Annotated in this window: 23 protein-coding genes and 1 pseudogene; 20 read left to right on the top strand and 4 right to left on the bottom strand. The window is 43.0% G+C overall.

Features of this window, described 5'->3' with window-relative positions; all coding sequences use genetic code 11:
• The first annotated feature begins 12 nt into the window (after positions 1–12).
• Both srtB and H8S17_RS13380 read left to right on the top strand, forming a co-directional pair.
• Positions 13–783, top strand: coding sequence for a class B sortase (gene srtB / locus H8S17_RS13385; RefSeq protein ID WP_015573060.1), 771 nt, complete (start codon positions 13–15; stop codon positions 781–783).
• Between the two features lie 40 nt (positions 784–823).
• The gene (locus H8S17_RS13380; protein ID WP_015573059.1) at positions 824–2,533 is read left to right on the top strand and encodes a CHAP domain-containing protein; all 1,710 of its coding nucleotides are present in this window, start codon (positions 824–826) and stop codon (positions 2,531–2,533) included.
• A gap of 58 nt (positions 2,534–2,591) precedes the next feature.
• On the opposite strand, the gene H8S17_RS13375 is transcribed toward H8S17_RS13380, so the two are convergent.
• Positions 2,592–2,813 (bottom strand): hypothetical protein, encoded by a 222-nt coding sequence (locus tag H8S17_RS13375; protein WP_015573058.1) that lies wholly within the window; start codon positions 2,811–2,813, stop codon positions 2,592–2,594.
• A complete protein-coding gene (locus H8S17_RS13370) occupies positions 2,800–3,132 on the bottom strand; it encodes a hypothetical protein (protein WP_015573057.1) in 333 nt (110 codons plus the stop codon). The genes H8S17_RS13375 and H8S17_RS13370 overlap by 14 nt, the downstream gene beginning before the upstream one ends.
• A 427-nt stretch (positions 3,133–3,559) precedes the next feature.
• Between H8S17_RS13370 and tet(O) the strand changes: the two genes are divergently transcribed.
• The 5 genes from tet(O) (at position 3,560) to H8S17_RS13345 (ending at position 8,953) form a co-directional block, all read left to right on the top strand.
• Positions 3,560–5,479 (top strand): tetracycline resistance ribosomal protection protein Tet(O), encoded by a 1,920-nt coding sequence (gene tet(O) / locus H8S17_RS13365; RefSeq protein WP_109215033.1) that lies wholly within the window; start codon positions 3,560–3,562, stop codon positions 5,477–5,479.
• Between the two features lie 50 nt (positions 5,480–5,529).
• Positions 5,530–6,750 carry a tetracycline efflux MFS transporter Tet(40) gene (gene tet(40), locus H8S17_RS13360; protein WP_109215034.1) on the top strand — a complete coding sequence of 407 codons (1,221 nt, stop codon included), beginning with the start codon at positions 5,530–5,532 and terminating at the stop codon, positions 6,748–6,750.
• Between the two features lie 599 nt (positions 6,751–7,349).
• Positions 7,350–7,859, top strand: a complete 510-nt coding sequence (locus tag H8S17_RS13355; RefSeq protein WP_105116765.1) for a sigma-70 family RNA polymerase sigma factor — start codon at positions 7,350–7,352, stop codon at positions 7,857–7,859.
• Between the two features lie 94 nt (positions 7,860–7,953).
• The gene (locus tag H8S17_RS13350; RefSeq protein ID WP_000323895.1) at positions 7,954–8,379 is read left to right on the top strand and encodes an RNA polymerase sigma factor; all 426 of its coding nucleotides are present in this window, start codon (positions 7,954–7,956) and stop codon (positions 8,377–8,379) included.
• A gap of 103 nt (positions 8,380–8,482) precedes the next feature.
• Positions 8,483–8,953 (top strand): GIY-YIG nuclease family protein, encoded by a 471-nt coding sequence (locus tag H8S17_RS13345; RefSeq protein WP_024721679.1) that lies wholly within the window; start codon positions 8,483–8,485, stop codon positions 8,951–8,953.
• Between the two features lie 41 nt (positions 8,954–8,994).
• Here H8S17_RS13345 and H8S17_RS13340 read toward each other — a convergent pair whose 3' ends face one another.
• Together H8S17_RS13340 and H8S17_RS13335 are read right to left on the bottom strand one after the other, a co-directional pair.
• On the bottom strand, positions 8,995–9,528 hold the full coding sequence (locus H8S17_RS13340; protein ID WP_024721678.1) for an ImmA/IrrE family metallo-endopeptidase: 534 nt from the start codon (positions 9,526–9,528) through the stop codon (positions 8,995–8,997).
• 100 nt (positions 9,529–9,628) lie between these two features.
• Positions 9,629–10,039 carry a helix-turn-helix domain-containing protein gene (locus H8S17_RS13335; RefSeq protein WP_015573052.1) on the bottom strand — a complete coding sequence of 137 codons (411 nt, stop codon included), beginning with the start codon at positions 10,037–10,039 and terminating at the stop codon, positions 9,629–9,631.
• Between the two features lie 150 nt (positions 10,040–10,189).
• On the opposite strand from H8S17_RS13335, the gene H8S17_RS13330 reads away from it, so the two are divergent.
• The 13 genes and pseudogenes from H8S17_RS13330 to H8S17_RS13265 form a co-directional block, all read left to right on the top strand.
• Positions 10,190–11,425, top strand: a complete 1,236-nt coding sequence (locus tag H8S17_RS13330; RefSeq protein WP_015573051.1) for a DNA polymerase Y family protein — start codon at positions 10,190–10,192, stop codon at positions 11,423–11,425.
• A gap of 12 nt (positions 11,426–11,437) precedes the next feature.
• Positions 11,438–11,737, top strand: coding sequence for a hypothetical protein (locus H8S17_RS13325; RefSeq protein ID WP_024721677.1), 300 nt, complete (start codon positions 11,438–11,440; stop codon positions 11,735–11,737).
• A 2-nt stretch (positions 11,738–11,739) separates the two neighbouring features.
• Complete coding sequence (locus H8S17_RS13320) at positions 11,740–11,991, top strand: hypothetical protein (RefSeq protein WP_003525178.1); 252 nt, start codon at positions 11,740–11,742, stop codon at positions 11,989–11,991.
• 19 nt (positions 11,992–12,010) lie between these two features.
• Positions 12,011–12,742, top strand: coding sequence for an ImmA/IrrE family metallo-endopeptidase (locus H8S17_RS13315; protein ID WP_024721676.1), 732 nt, complete (start codon positions 12,011–12,013; stop codon positions 12,740–12,742).
• A complete protein-coding gene (locus tag H8S17_RS13310; RefSeq protein WP_074124429.1) occupies positions 12,739–12,936 on the top strand; it encodes a hypothetical protein in 198 nt (65 codons plus the stop codon). The genes H8S17_RS13315 and H8S17_RS13310 overlap by 4 nt, the downstream gene beginning before the upstream one ends.
• Positions 12,937–13,180: 244 nt before the next feature.
• On the top strand, positions 13,181–13,720 hold the full coding sequence (locus H8S17_RS13305; RefSeq protein WP_015573050.1) for a sigma-70 RNA polymerase sigma factor region 4 domain-containing protein: 540 nt from the start codon (positions 13,181–13,183) through the stop codon (positions 13,718–13,720).
• Positions 13,721–13,820: 100 nt separating this feature from the next.
• A complete protein-coding gene (locus H8S17_RS13300; protein WP_024721675.1) occupies positions 13,821–14,399 on the top strand; it encodes a type II toxin-antitoxin system PemK/MazF family toxin in 579 nt (192 codons plus the stop codon).
• Positions 14,392–14,652, top strand: a complete 261-nt coding sequence (locus H8S17_RS13295; RefSeq protein WP_015573048.1) for a helix-turn-helix domain-containing protein — start codon at positions 14,392–14,394, stop codon at positions 14,650–14,652. The genes H8S17_RS13300 and H8S17_RS13295 overlap by 8 nt, the downstream gene beginning before the upstream one ends.
• 106 nt (positions 14,653–14,758) lie before the next feature.
• On the top strand, positions 14,759–15,010 hold the full coding sequence (locus H8S17_RS13290; RefSeq protein ID WP_015573047.1) for a helix-turn-helix domain-containing protein: 252 nt from the start codon (positions 14,759–14,761) through the stop codon (positions 15,008–15,010).
• Positions 14,997–15,698, top strand: coding sequence for a helix-turn-helix domain-containing protein (locus H8S17_RS13285; RefSeq protein ID WP_015573046.1), 702 nt, complete (start codon positions 14,997–14,999; stop codon positions 15,696–15,698). The genes H8S17_RS13290 and H8S17_RS13285 overlap by 14 nt, the downstream gene beginning before the upstream one ends.
• Positions 15,688–15,894 carry a helix-turn-helix domain-containing protein gene (locus H8S17_RS13280; RefSeq protein WP_015573045.1) on the top strand — a complete coding sequence of 69 codons (207 nt, stop codon included), beginning with the start codon at positions 15,688–15,690 and terminating at the stop codon, positions 15,892–15,894. Before H8S17_RS13285 ends, H8S17_RS13280 begins: the two co-directional genes overlap by 11 nt.
• A gap of 12 nt (positions 15,895–15,906) precedes the next feature.
• Positions 15,907–17,370 carry a tyrosine-type recombinase/integrase gene (locus tag H8S17_RS13275; protein WP_015573044.1) on the top strand — a complete coding sequence of 488 codons (1,464 nt, stop codon included), beginning with the start codon at positions 15,907–15,909 and terminating at the stop codon, positions 17,368–17,370.
• Between the two features lie 795 nt (positions 17,371–18,165).
• Positions 18,166–18,402: pseudogene (locus H8S17_RS13265) on the top strand (hypothetical protein); the annotation flags it as partial.
• Positions 18,403–18,559: the final 157 nt, after the last annotated feature.

Genomic DNA, 18,559 nt, shown 5'->3' with positions numbered 1-18,559 from the left:
AAGGAAACACCTATGAAAAACAAAATCTATATTGCCATAATCTGTGCTTTCAGCATTGTATTTGCCGTCAGTTCAGGTTTTCTCATCAAGCACTATTGCGACTCTGCAAAGCAGGCTGAGATGTACGACAATCTGATTGAGGTTGTGGAGACCGAGCCTGAAGAAACCACAGAGCTGATGAACTACTCCGAAGAAAAGACCTTTATCCCGGAGTATCAGGAGCTTTATCTGCAAAATAACGATATGGTCGGCTGGATTAAGGTTGAGGACACAAAAATCAATTATCCCGTTATGCAGTCAAAGGACAACCCGAACTTCTATCTGAAGCACGGCTTTGATAAGGCATACACCGACTACGGCTGTCCTTATGTTCAGGAAAACTGCGATATGGAACTGCCAAGCGACAATATCATTATCTACGGTCATCATATGAACGACGGCTCTATGTTCGCCGGTCTTATGAAATTCAAGGACAAGAGCTTTTGGGAAAAGCACAAAACAGTATCCTTTGATACGCTGACCGATAGACAGACCTATGAAGTAATTGCCGTGTTCAAAACCGTAGTATATACGGATAGTCCCGACAGCTTCAAATATTATCAGTTCGTCAATGCGGACACCGCCGAGGATTTCACTGCCTATGTTGAGAAGTGCAAGAAACTGTCGCTTTACGAAACCGGCATAACCGCCGAATACGGCGACAAGCTCCTGACCCTTTCCACCTGTGAGTATTCCCGGACAAACGGCAGACTTGTTGTAGTGGCGAAGCTAATAAACGAATAATACAACAGGTAGTTCAGCCTGCATAGGAAGGAGGGATTGTATGGCTGATATTAAAACGAAAGACAATGCAAAAGGTACGATACGAACAATAGATAAGGCTGCCGTCGCAACCCAACGAATGAAGCAGGCGTATATCGCAACAAAAGAAAAGGCGGAGCGGTCGGTAAATGCCAACAGCAGTTCTGCCGAGGAATACGCTTCCGATAAACTGGAAAGCGGTATTGACGAGGTGTTTCACGATGGTGCCTATGCGTTTGACAAGGCGGGACGAAAGGGACTTGAAACCACAAAAGAGAATATCCGCACCGCAAAGGACGGTATTCAGCGTTTCAAGCAGCAGCGAGCCGAGCAGTCTTTGAGAAAACAGGCTTCGCAAAACACAAGCTCTGCGATTAAGACTGTCGATAAGGCGGAAAAGACCATAAAGCAGTCTGCCACTTCCTCCGGAAAGAAAACCATTAAGTTTGCCGGAAAAGAAGCAACAAAGACCGCACAGAAATCGGTTAAGACGGCTGAGCAGACTGCAAAGACTGCGATAAAAACCAGTCAGCAAGCGGCAAAAGCGGCACAGAAAACAGCTCAGGCGACAGTTAAGGCTTCGCAGAAAGCGGCACAGGCGGCAAAAGCCACAGCCAAAGCAACAGCCGCTACGATTAAAGCCGCAGCCAAAGCCACCATTGCCGCAGTAAAAGCAATCATAGCGGCGGTAAAAGGTCTTATTGCCGCTATCGCTGCCGGCGGTTGGGTTGCGGTGGTAGTAATTATTGTGCTATGTCTTGTAGCCTTGATTGCAGGTTCTGTGTTCGGTATCTTCTTTTCGGGAGAGGATTCCGGCACGGGAATGTCAATGCAGACAGTCGTTCAGGAAATCAATCAGGAATATGATGACCGATTGGAACAGGAAAAGAACTCTGTAAGCTATGATGTGCTTGAAATGAGCGGAAGCAGAGCTGTTTGGAAAGATGTTCTTGCGGTCTATTCTGTTAAAGTGAATACCGACCCCGACAATCCGATGGAGGTTGCTACGGTTGATGAAACCAAGAAGCAGCTACTGTCGGATATTTTTTGGGAAATGAACGATATTTCTTCCCGAACGGAAACGAAAACCCATACCGAAATCGAAGAAAGCGACGACGGACACGGCAACATCGTACAGACCGAAACCACAGTAACAGAAACTTTCCTGTATATCACGGTATCGCACAAGACCGTTGATGAAATGGCGGCTATGTACGGATTTAATCAGGAGCAGAAAGAGTATCTTGCCGAGCTGCTAAAGGACGAAAACAATCAACTATGGTCTCAGGTGCTTTACGGTATCGGATACAGCGACGACCAAATCGTAACGGTTGCCTTGTCACAGGTGGGTAATGTAGGCGGTCAGCCTTACTGGTCTTGGTACGGATTTGACTCCCGTGTAGAATGGTGTGCCTGCTTCGTCTCTTGGTGTGCTAACGAGTGCGGATATATCGACGCCGGTATTATTCCAAAGTATGCCGGCTGTGTAAACGGTGTACAATGGTTCAGAGACCGAGGACAGTGGGCAGACGGTTCGTATGAGCCTTCGCCCGGTACAATCATTTTCTTTGACTGGGAGGGCGACGGTGTGACAGACCACACCGGTATTGTTCAGAAATGCGAAAACGGTACAGTCTATACCGTTGAGGGCAACTCAGGCGACACTTGCAGAACCAAAACATACCCTGTCGGAAGCTCTGTTATCTACGGATACGGTATTCCGGCATATTAAAAAGATGGCTGCTCGTTTGAGTAGCCATCAAGTACATTATGAGAAATCAGGTATTTACTCAAGAACAAATATAACCTTCTGAAGCCTTTGTCCCAACAAGAGAAATATGCGGATATATACCATTGACAACATCTTCATAGAATTTACGACCGATTCTTGCAGATGTAACTCTATTTGTGAAAAAGTCTCTAAAGTGGTATGTGCCGGGTAATAATGAAGGAACAACAGCAACAATAAAAGCGTTATATTCATTTTGTTCCATTTTGTTAAGTTTTATCATCAGTGTTCACCTCCTTGTTGATAAGCCTGAATTTGTAAATGGAATTCTGAGTTGTTACTAATAGATTGTTCTTTTTAATATAATAATCATCACGGGAACTAATAATTCCCAAAGAAGTAATTGGTTTAAAATCATCGTCAACAGGATGCCAAACAAAGAATTGTCTGTTTCCATTCTTAAGAATATAGATAACACCGTCTTGACCTATATATCTATTTCTCCAAGATGTAGAATGTGAATTATTATTCTTATCACAAGACTCTATATATGTGACAAAATAGACATCAACAATTTCATCTGCCGTTTTCAAATAATCCATAACATTTTTTCTTTCGCTTGACTTTAGTATCTTTCATATTGCTTGATATTATTGTGTAAAATATCACATACTCTAAATCTGTCAGAACAGTTTTCTATTATGTTCTTTAAATATAGGCTTGACAAATAAAGGGTTAAGGAATATAATTAGATTCAGTATTAGACAAGGAGTTAATAAATATGCGGCAAGGTATTCTTAAATAAACTGTCAATTTGATAGTGGGAACAAAAAGTAGCAGTCCCGTTTCACTTTTAATATGGGGCTTAGTTTTTTGTACCCAGTTTAAGAATACTTTTATCATGTAATTTTATATGCCCGAAAACATATAAGTGTTTTGGGGCTATTGGAGTTATTTACCCAGTGATAGGAGTATTTATCACTGGGTATTTTTATGCCCTTTTTTGGGTGTTGATAGGAGGAAAATCACATGAAAATAATTAACTTAGGCATTCTGGCTCACGTTGACGCAGGAAAGACAACATTAACGGAAAGTTTATTGTATACCAGTGGTGCAATTGCAGAACTAGGGAGCGTAGATGAAGGCACAACAAGGACAGATACAATGAATTTGGAGCGTCAAAGGGGAATCACTATCCAGACAGCAGTGACATCTTTTCAGTGGGAGGATGTAAAAGTCAACATTATAGATACGCCAGGCCATATGGATTTTTTGGCGGAAGTATACCGTTCTTTATCCGTATTAGACGGAGCAGTATTATTAGTTTCTGCAAAGGATGGCATACAGGCACAGACCCGTATACTGTTTCATGCACTACAGATAATGAAGATTCCGACAATTTTTTTCATCAATAAAATTGACCAAGAGGGGATTGATTTGCCAATGGTATATCGGGAAATGAAAGCAAAGCTTTCTTCGGAAATTATAGTGAAGCAAAAGGTTGGGCAGCATCCCCATATAAATGTAACGGACAATGACGATATGGAACAGTGGGATGCGGTAATTATGGGAAACGATGAACTATTAGAGAAATATATGTCAGGGAAACCGTTTAAAATGTCAGAACTGGAACAGGAAGAAAACAGGAGATTCCAAAACGGAACGTTATTTCCCGTTTATCACGGAAGCGCTAAAAACAATCTGGGGATTCGGCAGCTTATAGAAGTAATTGCCAGTAAATTTTATTCATCAACGCCTGAAGGTCAATCTGAACTATGCGGGCAGGTTTTTAAGATTGAATATTCAGAGAAAAGGCGGCGTTTTGTTTATGTGCGTATATATAGCGGAACATTGCATTTGAGGGATGTTATTAGAATATCTGAAAAAGAGAAAATAAAAATCACAGAGATGTGTGTTCCGACAAACGGTGAAATCGTCCCGGCTGACCATGCCTGTCCGGGAGAAATTGTTATTTTAGCTGATGATACTTTGAAACTGAACGATATCCTGGGAAATGAAAAACTCCTGCCTCACAAAACACGGATTGATAATCCCATGCCATTACTTCGGACAACGGTAGAGCCGCAAAAGCCGGAGCAAAGGGAAGCCCTGTTAAATGCCCTCGCAGAGATTGCTGATACAGACCCTCTTTTGCATTTTGACATTGATACTGTTACCCATGAGATTATGTTATCTTTTTTGGGGAATGTGCAGATGGAAGTCATTTGTGCCATCCTTGAGGAAAAATATCATGTGGAGGCAGAAATAAAAGAGCCTACTGTTATATATATGGAAAGACCGCTTAGAAAAGCAGAATATACCATCCACATAGAAGTCCCGCCAAATCCTTTCTGGGCTTCTGTCGGGTTGTCCATAGAGCCGCTCCCTATTGGAAGCGGAGTGCAGTATGAAAGCAGAGTTTCACTTGGATATTTAAATCAATCGTTCCAAAATGCGGTTATGGAGGGGGTTCTTTATGGCTGCGAGCAGGGGCTGTATGGATGGAAAGTGACAGACTGTAAAATCTGTTTTGAATATGGATTGTATTATAGTCCTGTAAGTACCCCCGCAGACTTTCGGCTGCTTTCCCCTATCGTATTGGAGCAGGCTTTAAAAAAAGCAGGGACAGAACTATTAGAGCCATATCTCCACTTTGAAATTTATGCACCGCAGGAATATCTCTCACGGGCGTATCATGATGCTCCAAGGTATTGTGCAGATATTGTAAGTACTCAGATAAAGAATGACGAGGTCATTCTGAAAGGAGAAATCCCTGCTAGATGTATTCAAGAATACAGGAACGATTTAACTTATTTCACAAATGGGCAGGGAGTCTGCTTGACAGAGTTAAAAGGATACCAGCCAGCTATTGGTAAATTTATTTGCCAACCCCGCCGCCCGAATAGCCGTATAGATAAGGTTCGGCATATGTTCCACAAGTTAGCTTAACAGCTTGCAAAAGTCATATAAAATGAGATTTGAAAGGAGAATGTAACTTCATGTTTGCTAAAAATTCAAAGGCATATTCTGTCTACCTGCTGTTCCGATTTGTCTGTTCCCTGGCGGTTTCTATGTCCACAGTGCTTTCCATCGTGTACCACCTGGAGGTGGTGCAGCTGGATGCTTTCCAGCTTGTCCTGGTAGGGACGGTTCAGGAGACCTCCTGCTTTCTGTTCGAGATGCCCACCGGTGTGGTGGCGGATTTGTATAGCCGTCGGCGCTCGGTGCTGATTGGAATGTTCCTCTACGGCCTGGGCTTTCTGATGGAGGGTGCGCTACCGTGGTTCGCGCCGGTTCTGCTGGCCCAGGTTGTCTGGGGTTGCGGTGATACCTTCATCACCGGCGCTCTGGAGGCGTGGATTGCCTCGGAGGAAGAGGACAAACCCATAGACAAGGTGTTCCTGCGGGGCAGTCAAATGGGGCAAATCGGCGGCGTTCTGGGCGTGGTGCTGGGCACACTGCTGGGAAACATAAACCTGCAAATGCCTCTCATCTTGGGGGGCAGTTTGTGCTTGTTGTTGGGGCTGGTGATGGTTCGCATCATGCCAGAAACCAACTTCTCCCCTGCTATTGAGGAACGGCAGGGCTTGCTTAAAGACTTTGTCTGCCTGTTCAAGCTCAACCTGGGCTTTGTGAAAGGCGCACCTGTGTTGCTGGCGCTCTTAGCAATCACACTATGCGGGGGACTTGCCAGTGAAGGCTTTGACCGGCTCTCCACCGCTCATTTTCTGGATGACACGGTAATACCCGTTATCGGGCCGCTGAACAGCGTCACTTGGTTCGGTGTTATCAGTCTTATCGGCAACGGCTTAGGTATTCTGGCTTCTCAGTTGCTCATCGCCCGCATGGAGAAAAAAGGGACTGTCAGCCGAACCAGTGTGGTCATGTCCACCAGCGCCGGGTATATCCTGTTCCTGGTTCTCTTCGCGGTGGGGCGGAGCTTTTGGTTCATGTTGTTGGTGTTCCTGCTGGCGGGGCTTATGCGCACCATCAAGGAGCCTGTGCTGGCCGCCTGGATGAACGACCAAGTGGATGAGAAAATGCGCGCCACAGTCTTTTCCACCAGCGGACAGCTGGACTCTTTCGGGCAGATCATCGGCGGGCCTATTGTGGGGCTGGTAGCCCAGCAGGTGTCCATACCCTGGGGGCTGGTCTGTACCGCTTTCCTGCTGTTGCCCGCGCTGTTCTTAGTGCCGGTGGCGGGAAAGAAGCGGGATTGATATGGCATAGTTAAGTTTACTGACGAGCGGGAGATTACTTCCGCTCGTCTTCATTTAGTAGCGCAAAATTTGAGGACTCTTTATTTCCTTATTCGGTATAGCGGAGGCGGCTGTCAATTCGACATAATTTTCTTGTGATACTTTACCGTACATGAGCATTTGTTTCGTATTTGAAAGAACAAACTCACCAAATAAAAAAAACGATATTCGGGTGGGTTATTTTGTTATACCCTAAATTACCCTCTGAATTTGTTTTTAAATTTGGAGGGATTTTTTTATGTCCTTTTTTCGGGCAGTTATCTATCTGCTCATACGAAGCAAAATTTATCAATACATAGCATATCAGAGAACGGCAGGAAACCAGTTAAAAGAATTTCTGCCAGTGCAACGGTACTTCTCACCTTGAAAGTAGAAGTACAATCTCCATACAATAGAATTACTATTTCCTATAACCGTAAAGGTCACAGAGCCTTTGCGGTTTTTCTTTTGTCGATTTTTGTTGGAAAGTGCCGTAGGGCTGTTTCTGATATGCGGTGTCGTTCTCCGCCTCTCCATCTGGATTTTTTACATTTCAAAAATTCAGATGGGAGGTATTTATGGTGAAATATGCACCAAGAAAGGTATATATCAGAGAAAGTGGCGGCTATGTGGAATTATCCTACACGGAGTTCTGCCGTTGCAGGGAATCCGACCAGACCTATATGGACAAGCTGTTTATCCCCATTCAAGGCTGTCTGCTTGAAGTCGTGAGGGAGCAATACACAGACTTCTACCGTGACAAGGAACGGTGGCGTTATCTGCAAAAATTAGATACAAAGAATAGACTGCTATCTCTCGACGGATTTACGGACAGCGAGGGGAATCCTCTGGACTTTATCACTGATGAAGCGGTGGACATTGCAGAAACCGTTGTCAATGCGGTCATGGTGGACAGGCTGAAAGCCGCCCTGCCTTTGCTGTCGGATAGTGAACAGGAGCTGATACAGGCAATCTTTTTTGACGGACTTTCCGAGCGTGAAGTCGGGGCGAGGTTGGGCATAACCCAGAGCGTTGTAAACAAACGCAAAGCCAGAATCCTAATAAAACTAAGAAAGATAATAGAAAATTAAAATTTAAGGCGTTCAGCCCCCTTGTTTTTTCCTTTGGGAAGATGAGGGGGCTTTTCTCTGCCCTCTCAATCAATTCTGATTGGAGGAAGTAAGAATGGCATACAACCACGGACGGGAGGACAGGAAATGGCGTATCTGGAAAGAAGCGGAGGAAAAGCTGCTGCGTGAGTGCGGCGTTGATGAAGCGACCATTGAGCAGATACGCATGGCGGACAGGGCAGACTTCAATTCCAACAGGCGGTTTTACCGATGGACGAATGACGTTGCGGAATATCTTGAGGACATGGCAGGCAGGGAGCGGCAGGCGGAAGTGGGTACGGTTGCGGAGTTACTGGAAGAGATTGAGAGCGAAAATCTCTATCAAGTATTAGTCACGGTGGACGGGCGTACCTTGAAAATCGTCCTGCTGAAAATGCAGGGGTATTCCACAAAGGAGATTGCCCCGCTTGTGCATTTGACGACTGGTGCCATCTATGCGAGGTTAGACCATCTGCGGAAGAAGCTGCGGAAAATTTTATAGCTTCTAAAACAGCCTGCCATCCTGCGGGCTACTGGGTGAGGGATGGAAATCCCCTCACTCATTTTTTGCAGGAGGACAACAGGATGGCATACAGGGTTAAGGCATGGGAAGAACCTATGAGTCTATGATGGAGGAACTGGAAGTAATAGAAATTCTTTCTACTGCTTATGATGGTGACGAATTTCCGGGTTATGAGAACATAAGATTGAGTTTTTCACAACTGGAAACGATTATTCGGAATAAACGCAGCGGTTGGCTTGATGCTTTGAGAAATCAAAAAGCAGTTTATCTTATAACTGATACCAGCAACGGAAAAATGTATGTTGGCTCGGCAACTGCTCAGTATGGAATGTTGCTTCAAAGGTGGACTAACTATATAGACAATGGACACGGTGGGAATGTTGAACTTAAACATATTGTTGACACCAAAGGGTTTGATTATATAAAAGCAAATTTTCAGTATTCAGTATTAGAAAACTATAACGCACGAATGGATGATAATTACATACTGAGTCGTGAAAAATGGTGGAAAGATACCCTTTGCACAAGACAATTCGGATATAATAAAAACTGATAAAAATTAGACCGTCAGATCTCATTCGAGACTTGACGGTCTTATATTTTTTTACTGTATTTAAGAAAATCGTTTTGGTGTTCCTGTTTGCGAAGTTGATAGCCTTGTGCAATCAGCGTATCTACTTTCAGAGCAATTAGGTTTATGTCGGAACACATTGCCCGTGCAATCTGCTGAATGTCATAGCCGTTTTCAATGTATTCCAAAATGGTGTCGTCCGGGAGCGAAGCCTGAGAAGCGAAGATATTTGCTTCATACTCCATACGGTTCTCTCTCATATCAAAGATGTTGAACTCTTTGAACCCGCCGACAGCAACCGCTTCTTGCCTGTGGAGAACATCGTGTCCGATTTCGTGCCATAGCACTATCTGTTCCACGACCGGGTGCATACCGTTTTTAAGGAAAACAAAGCGGTTCTTCAGAATGACCTTGTATGCTCCACGCTGCTTTTCAAAATCTCGGTAGATAATATTGATACCAAGCTCTTTTGCGACCTTGTACGGGTCACGAGTACCGCAACGGTCAATGAGCTTGTTGACGATTTTCACAATTTCAGCCGTAGTGTAATACCCCAATCCGGCTCACCTCCCATATTATAGTATATCGGATATTTACCCTATAATAAATTATAAACTATTGTGTGTCCCATATATTGGACTTAGTTCACTGTGAGGATTACTCGTCTTTGCGGTATTTCTTCGGGGTGTATTTTTTATTGTTCTTCTTTGCAATAAGATATGCTTCCTGAATAGCGTCAACCATTTCACGCATATCTTCGTCAGCCATTTCGCCGCCGGCAAACAGACCGGTAACTTCTGCAAGCAACTCCTGAGCCTGTCTTGCCCCTCTGCGTCCGTATTTATCCTCTACATCGGCGATGAAAGCGTCATCCTCAGACAGCAGATAATTCACATTTACATTTAATGCTTCTGCCAGCTTCTTGTATCTTTCCGTTCCTCTCGGACGGGATTTATCATTTTCATAAGAACAAATTACACGTCGGGTTACGCCTATTTTTTCAGCCAATTCATCCTGATTAAGACCGAGTTTAGTCCTCTCTGCTTTGACTTTTTCACCGAATGTCATCTTTGATTTCACTCCTTAAAAGAATATTTACAGTTTAACTTCTCATTTACTCTTGACAAGTACACTTAAACTGCGTATAATAAGAAACAGGAAGTTGAACTACTCATAGTTTACACTAAACTTCCCAAAATGTCAAGGGGGGTTCAAAAAATGTTACGAAGCATACTTCATTGTGATATGAACAACTTCTATGCCAGCGTCGAATGTATGCTCGACCCCGCATTGAAGAAATATCCGATTGCTGTCTGCGGCTCTGTGGAGGAACGACACGGTATCGTGCTTGCAAAGAACTACAAAGCAAAGGCTTTTGATGTGAAAACCGGGGACGCAGTATGGCAGGCTAAACAGAAGTGCAAGGACTTGGTTGTAGTGCCGCCCCATTATGAGGAGTATATCAAATACTCAAAGCTTGCGAGAAGCGTTTATGAGCGATATACCGACCAAGTTGAACCGTATGGTATGGACGAGTGTTGGCTGGATATTAGCGGGACAGAAAGCCTTTTCGGTTCGCCGGAAAAGGTGGCAAATGAAATTCGTGAAACGATGAAGTTTGAACTCGGCTTGACGATTTCTGTGGGTGTTTCCTTTAATAAGATATTTGCGAAGCTCGGCTCGGATATGAAGAAACCGGACGCAGTAACCGTTATACCAAAGGATACATTCAAAGAAAAGATTTGGGGACTTCCTGCCGCTGACCTGCTCGGTGTAGGACGGGCAACCCAGCGAGTGCTTGACAGCTATTGTATTCGTACCATCGGGGATTTAGCGAATAACGACCCTGAGTTCTTACGCAGAAGATTAGGAAAGAACGGAGTAGTTTTATGGAACTATGCCAACGGCAACGACCTTTCCCTTGTTGCCAAGAAAGATTTCGTTTCTCCTATAAAAAGTGTAGGACACGGTATAACAACAGTAGCAGATTTAGAGAAACCGGAGCAGGTGTGGCCCGTGTTTCTCGAATTAACCCAAGACATCGGACACAAGCTCCGTGTTCACGGACTGAGTGCAGAAGGTGTCGCAATACATATTAGAGACAACACGCTCAATACAAGGCAATGGCAGACGAAGATTGCACTTCCTACACAGTCTCCGATGATTATTGCAAAGACCGCTTTTCAGTTGTTTGAAAAAAGATATGGGTGGAATAACCCTATCCGTTCTGTGACAGTACAAGCCATAAATCTTATTCCACAAGACACGCCCCGTCAAATAGATATGTTTATGGACGCCGCAAAGCAGGACAAATTGGAGCGAATGGAAAAGTGTGTTGAAGAAATCAGACGGCGTTTCGGAAAGGACAGCATAAGGAATGGGGTTCTGTGTCAGAACTTGCGGCTACCACCGGAAAAAGCCGAAATCACTATGCCGACAGGTATGGTTGGTTAAGGAGGTCTAAATGTGATTGACGAAAAAGAGGTTACGGCTTATGTTACGATGCCCGACTGCTTTTTGCAGGGGTGCAGCGAAGATATTGTTATCTTTCGTGCGGACGGCGGAAACCATTTTACCGACTACGGTATATATGAGGGAATGTTTCTTTTCTTTGACCGGAAAAAACGCTTTAAGAAAGGAAGGCTTTCCTGTTACATCAATACTGCCGGAGATGACCGACCCAAGTACAGGGTGTCGGATAAGAACATCGACGGATACAAGCACTTGGGAAGATTAGTTTTGACTTTGAGAAATTACGAGGAATAAAAATGGAATCCGAAAGAAGAAAAGTTTATGTTGAAGTAAATGTAACACATAGACCTGATGGAACGGCTCGTCCGAACTTCATCAAGTTTGAGAATGATGAAAAATATGAGATAGACCGTGTAATTCAGAAATGCCGTGCGGCTTCCACCAAAGTCGGAGGAACCGGTATCCGCTACACGGTACAGATTTGCGGCAAGCCCACATTTCTGTTCGACGAAGAAAACGGAAAGTGGTTTGTAGAAGCAAAATCCTAATGGTAGGAGGTTTTGTAACTTGAAACATTTATCGAGATTTGACATCGAAGCGATTGCCGACAAGTATGTTCAGGCATATATGGCACTTCCCGATGTCCGTAACACACAAATATACAGAATTGACCCGGAGCTTCTCTTGGAGAAGGTTCTCGGATTGAATGTCGAATACCAGCACCTATCTTATGACGGTAGTATTCTCGGAATGACCTCATTTACGGAAATGGGTGTTCAGGTATTTGAAGATGATGATAACGAAGCCTTTTTCTTTTTGGATGGAAAAACCGTTCTCGTGGAAAAGGACTTGAACTTTGACAGCAAGCTGAAAGGCAGAAAGAATTTCACCTTAATGCACGAGGGCAGCCATCAGATATTTAAGATGTTGTTCCCGAATGATTACGGTGTGACACAGAAATCTGCCGGAGTACATTATTACAAGGCAAATTCCGAGAGAAATAAGCCTATATCCGATTGGGAGGAATGGCAGGCAAATACGCTTGGAGCTGCTATCCTTCTTCCCGAAAACCTTATAAAGCAGGGAATGTATCTGTTCAGTCTTGGAGAAAAGATTGAGTGTCTGAACAAAATATACTATCCGAGCGTATATAAGAGATTTGATGCACTTGCGGATTTTTTAGGGTGTTCCAAAAAAGCACTTGCTATACGAATGAAACAGCTCGGACTTTTGAAAAAGGAGTATCTTGATAATCCTTTTGATTTGGTTACGGTTTATCCGGAGGTGAGCGAGCTATGAAATCGTTGGAACAAAAGATAATCGTAAGGTGCAAAAACTGTGGCTGGCGTATTTTTGACAAGGTAACAATGACAACAGGCGTGATTGAACTGAAATGTCCGAACTGCCACAGAGTAGTAGAGGTTGACCTATCCCTACGCAAGGGAACAGTCAAGTACAGATTAACAAGAAGTAGTAACAGAGCGAACAATTAAATATCGGACAGATGTACCGAGCCACGAGTCCTTGAGCGAAAGCTCTTGAGTCATCAAATTGCCGGACGCTGAGAATTAAGGGATAGAAATATCCTAATGTTCTTGGTGTCCGGCTTTTTTGTCGCTCCCGAAAGGAGCAAGACCGTGACATATAAGTGGCTGGCGTATATCGCCAAGTATCCGTAATCTCCGAATTTTTGATTTCAACCAAATTCAAAAATTCAAATTTAAGGAGATTACGACAATGACAAAACTTACATTAGAACAACAGGAATTATTATTTGCGAACGACTGCAAGCTCATTAACCTGCGGTATGAATATCACGGCTACACCGGCACGGAGAAATGGGCGATTGTAACAGAACTGGCGGAAGAAGAATTGTGGGTTAAATACCCTGATGTTATCCGTCGGTACACTCCGTTCATTCTGCTTTCTATGGCTCAGGGCGAAGTGATAACGGAGTATCAGAACTACGAAGCAAGAGAGAGAATGAGAAGGCTTCTTTTCGGACACGCATTTGACATCAATGACGGAGAATTTGAAGTGCATCATCCGGAATTGGCAGTCGATACAGACCCAATCGAAGAAATAATGCTGAAAGACAATATTAAGCGACTTCGGGAGGTTTTGTGTTACTTAAGCGAAACACAGAAACGCAGAGTTTTTAAGTATTTCTTCTACAACAAAACACTTGAAAAAATCGCAGATGAAGAAGGAGTCGATTTTACTTCTGTAAGGGAATCGGTAAACAGTGCAATAAAAAAGTTGAGGAAATTTTTCTAAAACACCCCCCAAAAACGCTCTCCCATTTCAAACAAGTGAAGGGGTTAATTCTAATCCGGATATGAATTACCTCAGAATAATCGAAAGCGAGGATTTACATATGAAAGAAAAAGAATTTAAGAATGTCAGATGGGGCGATATTTATTACTGCGACTTGGGGGTTACAAACGGTAGTGTGCAATCGGGAATGAGACCGGTTCTTGTGGTTCAGACAAATCGCTTAAATGAAAGCAGTCCTACGGTCGTTGTAGCCGCTATAACGGCTGTTAAAAAGAAAACGGCAATGAATACTCATATTGAGCTAAACACGGATTGTGGCTTAAAAGAGCCGTCGATGGTAATGCTTGAGCAGCTACGCACCGTGGATAAAGCCACAGAGCTTGATAATTTTGTCGGAAGAATTACCGACGCAGATAAAATCAGCGAAATCAAGCGAGGATTGAAATTTGCAGTCGGTATTCCCGTTAAACCCAAGACAGAGCGTAAAGGCATTGTACTAAGTCTTTGCCCTCGTTGCAGAAGCGAGTTTCAGTCTATCCCTGAAAACATTGTAAAAAGACTTGACCCCTTTCAGGCAGATAAAGAGATGTGCGATAAATGTCAGGTAGGATACGGCTATGACTATATGATTTTCAAAAAGAACCATCATCACGCTAAGGGAGGTGTTGACAATGTTTGAAGATAAGATTGAAGCAATGAACAAACTACCCAACGCTGTTGATGATAGTTCCGGCTTTGAGAAAAGAGTTTATACGGTAGAAGAAATAATGGATATTCTCAGCATTGGAAAGAACACTGCTTATGCTCTCGTCAACTCAGGCGTTTTCCATTTTGTAAAGGTCGGCGGACATTACAGAATTTCCAAGAAGAGCTTTGACCGATGGCTTGATAATATGGACAGCGAAAGCTCCGGTTGTCAATTATGCGATTAAACCAATCGCATAATTAACAAAAACTCCGATTTTCAGTACCATATAGCCAAGTCACTTGGCTATATGGTAGTCAGAGTGGCAAATAAGAAATCGGGGGTAAACGGTAATGCGAAAGAAAATTGAAAAGAGCGATACTCGACTTCCTAATACATTCAGGCAGACTGAACCTGATATACGAGCATACACGGTAGATGATATACAGCACATCTTGAAAGTGAGCAGAACTACCGTCTATGAGCTGCTTAAAAGCAAGAAATTCCATAGCGTTCGTGTCGGAGGTCAATATCGAATATCTAAAAAGAGCTTTGAAAATTGGCTCAATGGCGAGAAAGGAGGTTCTGAAGATGGCATTTGTTAATATGTTCAATGACCGAGTGGAGCAGTTTAATCTCAGAGAGGAAAATGAACGCTTGGCAGAATTGTTCAGCGATGAAAAGCTTCAGGAGGAAGCACAGTGGCAAGCCTATTCTGTCAAGGAAATATCTCGGTTGTTTTCCATTTCCGAAGAAGAAGCACTGAAACTGATGAATTGCGGCTTATTCAAAACATACCGAGTCGGCAACGAATACAGAGCTTCAAAGAAAAGCGTTGAAGAAAATAAGAAAATCGTCAAGGCAGTTCTTACATATCAGGACAAAAAGACAATGTCTGTACCCGACGTAATGAGAATACTCGGTCTTGGAAAGACGGCTACATACCGACTCATCAATCAGTGCCGATTTAAGACCTATTTGGTACTGGGCAAAATGAGAGTTGATGTGGATAGCTTTGAAGATTGGTATGCAGGACAATTCCATTATGAGAAAGTAAACGGCGAAAGACCCGGTAAGAAATACGGCAAAACGCTCTCTCCTCTTACTGTTGCAAAGGTACTCGGCATTCCGAGAAGCACCGCAAATGACCTTATGAACGATGGCATTGTTGAGTTTATATGGGTTGACGGTAAACGCCGAATAAAAAGAGAAAGCTTTGATAAGTGGTACGCTTCGCAAAGTAAATACACTAAAGTTAAGGAAATCGAGGAGGTGGAGGGATATGTCGATTGAGGATAGAGTTCGTGAATTAAACGGCGGTACATATACAAAAAAGAGCTATTCCGTAGAGGAAGTTCAGTCAATCTTGGGTATTACCCGACAGACCGTATATAAGCTCATCAAACAGGGGTGTTTTCAGGCAGTAATGCTCGAAACCGGATACCGCATAATAAAGACCAGCTTTGATAAATGGCTGGATAATGAATAAGGAGGAACGACTATGGCTTCTATTGTAAAGAGAAAGAATCGATATTCCGTCGTTTATACCTACAAAGACGATGACGGAAACCAACATCAAAAATGGGAAACCTTTGATACAAACGCAGACGCTAAAAAGAGAAAAACTCAAATTGAGTTTGAACAGCAAAGCGGTACATTCATCATTCCTAATGCTACGACAGTTGCGGATTTGCTTGAAGAATACTGCTCCGTGTACGGAGTAAATAACTGGGCAATGTCAACCTACCGTTCAAAGAAAGGGCTTATGTATAATTACATCATTCCGCTTATCGGCGATGTGAAACTTGATGAACTGACTCCGAGACTTATGGATAAATTCTATCAAAGCCTTCTGAAAGTTAAGACCAAAGTGGTACAGAATAAAAAGCCTAAAAATGAGTATCTGACCGTACATACCGTAAGAGAAATCCATAAGTTTTTAAGGAGTGCCTTTAATCAGGCGGTAAAATGGGAGTTGATGACAAGAAACCCGGTTCTCAATGCAACGCTCCCGAAAGAGGAACATCAGAAACGAGAAATATGGACAGCAGAAACTCTTATGCACGCTCTTGAAGTGTGCGATGATGATATTCTCGCATTAGCCATCAATTTATCCTTTGCCTGTTCACTCCGTATGGGTGAAATGCTCGGTCTTACTTGGGATTGCATTGATATTTCGGAGGAAAGCCTGAAAGAAAACAACGCTTCCATTTTTGTAGATAAAGAGCTTCAGCGAGTAAACAGAGATGTAATGGAGGTGCTTGATAATAAGGACATTATCCGTGTCTTTCCGAGAACTCTGTCAAATACAAATACCTCCCTTGTTTTGAAAACGCCAAAAACTAAAACAAGTGTGAGAAAAATCTTCTTGCCGTCAACCGTAGCTCAAATGCTGTTAGAGAGAAAAAAGCAGATTGACGAAATGAAAGAGCTTTTCGGTGATGAGTATTTGGATTATGACTTGGTATTCTGCCATTCGTCAGGCAGACCGATGGAAGGTCAGGTAATCAACCGTGCTTTGAAAAAGCTGATACAGGACAACGACTTACCCGATGTGGTATTTCACAGCTTCCGTCACGCAAGTATAACCTACAAGCTGAAATGGAACGGCGGCGATATGAAATCGGTTCAAGGCGACTCAGGACACGCCCGAATGGATATGGTTGCCGATGTTTACAGCCATATAATCGACGAGGACAGGCGATATAACGCACAGAAGTTTGAGGAACAGTTCTACAACGCTAAAGGTCTCAAAAATGCGGAAGAAGGTAAAACTGCTCCAATGCCCAAGTTTGAAACTTCGGTTGAACTCCTTGACCCAATGGCAGAGGTTCAAAAAGAGAGCGAAGTTGAAAAAGAAAAGCCTGCTGAGAACAGTACAGATGAAAACGCCGCCTTGCTCACAAAACTGTTATCAAATCCGGAAACAGCAGCATTATTAAAGGCTTTAGCGAAAACAATTTAGTCATACAAAAAAGGCAATCCGTCAGGGTTGCCTTTTGTAATTCCTGAAAAATCTTGAAATCAAGAAGAAAAACCATTATAATATTTGAACACAGATTATTGATTTGCATAAGAGAATGCGTAAACTTCAAATGCGTTTCCTGTGATTTATGGGCTACAGATTAACTCAATGATGTTTCCCATATTTCTTTGCATTTGCTAATACCCTGCTAAAAGGAAGGCAAAAAACCACGAAAAATTAGCAGGTTTTGGACGAGAATTTACTAACAGTGAAATCCCAGAAAAGCCAGTAAAATCAAGGATTTTCGGGGATTTGTAGGGAGTCAAAAATGCCCCTCGGGGGCTTCTCCTAAGCGAGGGGTCGGAGGTTCAAATCCTCTTGGCGACGGGCTTCAAAGCGTTCGAAAATGTTAGCTGGATTAGCTGACAACGAACGCTTTTGTTATTTTCTAATCACGTTCGTGACACAAAATTCCATTCAAAATGATCAATTTTCAGCTAACGCAATCCGATTTTTGTTAGCTGACAGCTAATCAAAATTACCGGTTTGCAAACATAAAATAGCTGAAACAGTATTCAATTCTATTAGCTACAGCTAATGGTCAAACAGTAATGTCTGTTTGGAATTTTACTATCTATAAAAGTTCCAGGCAGGCATCTTTTTATTCCTGAATCCTGGAGGAAAGGAGTCAGGATGACTGAGCCCAAAAGATAATCAGGAAAAAACGAAGAAAGAATCATAGAAATTGAGATTGAGTGTCTTCGTCCATTCAAAGAGCATCTGTTTCAAGTGAAAGATCAGGCACCAACACTGTATGATGTTGTCCCAAAAGAAGAAATTACTGAATTTGAAGAGCTTATGCGCAAAACCATAGCTGACATTGTATCAGAAGCCAGTAGCATTGCCTGTTGGGTGTATGTGCAGAAATATGTGAAACAGAAAACTCTTGACGAAATGCTGCAAGAATTGCCAGGAGCAGGCCAGTTTATCATTGTCATGGATACCTGGTTCGAAAGACTGATGGCGGAATAATGGATGCTATGATAGAATAAAGAAAACGATTTGAAGTGCAAATCGTTAAGGAAAGAATCGAAGGTGGTGCAAACGAAAAAGCAGTATTGAGACTTTTCATTAACTGCCCTTTCGTTTGCATCAATTTCGATTTTTTCTGGTTGAACAAAGCGCGTCA

Origin of the sequence: Roseburia zhanii (assembly GCF_014287635.1) — a bacterium.
In the GTDB taxonomy this organism is placed as follows: Bacteria; Bacillota; Clostridia; order Lachnospirales; family Lachnospiraceae; genus Roseburia_B; species Roseburia_B zhanii.
The sequence above is the reverse complement of the archived record's forward strand: the minus strand, read 5'-3'. Positions and strand labels throughout refer to the sequence as shown.

Bases quoted from the DNA above. Each gene is read 5' to 3' on its own strand.
- H8S17_RS13275 (WP_015573044.1), top strand. From the start codon at position 15,907: ATGGCTTCTATTGTAAAGAGAAAGAATCGATATTCCGTCGTTTATACC.
- H8S17_RS13290 (WP_015573047.1), top strand. From the start codon at position 14,759: ATGCGAAAGAAAATTGAAAAGAGCGATACTCGACTTCCTAATACATTC.
- H8S17_RS13300 (WP_024721675.1), top strand. From the start codon at position 13,821: ATGAAAGAAAAAGAATTTAAGAATGTCAGATGGGGCGATATTTATTAC.
- H8S17_RS13370 (WP_015573057.1), bottom strand. From the start codon at position 3,132: ATGGATTATTTGAAAACGGCAGATGAAATTGTTGATGTCTATTTTGTC.
- H8S17_RS13380 (WP_015573059.1), top strand. From the start codon at position 824: ATGGCTGATATTAAAACGAAAGACAATGCAAAAGGTACGATACGAACA.
- H8S17_RS13285 (WP_015573046.1), top strand. From the start codon at position 14,997: ATGGCATTTGTTAATATGTTCAATGACCGAGTGGAGCAGTTTAATCTC.
- H8S17_RS13345 (WP_024721679.1), top strand. From the start codon at position 8,483: ATGGGAAGAACCTATGAGTCTATGATGGAGGAACTGGAAGTAATAGAA.
- H8S17_RS13320 (WP_003525178.1), top strand. From the start codon at position 11,740: ATGGAATCCGAAAGAAGAAAAGTTTATGTTGAAGTAAATGTAACACAT.
- H8S17_RS13310 (WP_074124429.1), top strand. From the start codon at position 12,739: ATGAAATCGTTGGAACAAAAGATAATCGTAAGGTGCAAAAACTGTGGC.
- srtB (WP_015573060.1), top strand. From the start codon at position 13: ATGAAAAACAAAATCTATATTGCCATAATCTGTGCTTTCAGCATTGTA.
- H8S17_RS13295 (WP_015573048.1), top strand. From the start codon at position 14,392: ATGTTTGAAGATAAGATTGAAGCAATGAACAAACTACCCAACGCTGTT.
- H8S17_RS13330 (WP_015573051.1), top strand. From the start codon at position 10,190: ATGTTACGAAGCATACTTCATTGTGATATGAACAACTTCTATGCCAGC.
- H8S17_RS13280 (WP_015573045.1), top strand. From the start codon at position 15,688: ATGTCGATTGAGGATAGAGTTCGTGAATTAAACGGCGGTACATATACA.
- H8S17_RS13350 (WP_000323895.1), top strand. From the start codon at position 7,954: ATGGCATACAACCACGGACGGGAGGACAGGAAATGGCGTATCTGGAAA.
- H8S17_RS13335 (WP_015573052.1), bottom strand. From the start codon at position 10,039: ATGACATTCGGTGAAAAAGTCAAAGCAGAGAGGACTAAACTCGGTCTT.
- H8S17_RS13305 (WP_015573050.1), top strand. From the start codon at position 13,181: ATGACAAAACTTACATTAGAACAACAGGAATTATTATTTGCGAACGAC.
- H8S17_RS13375 (WP_015573058.1), bottom strand. From the start codon at position 2,813: ATGATAAAACTTAACAAAATGGAACAAAATGAATATAACGCTTTTATT.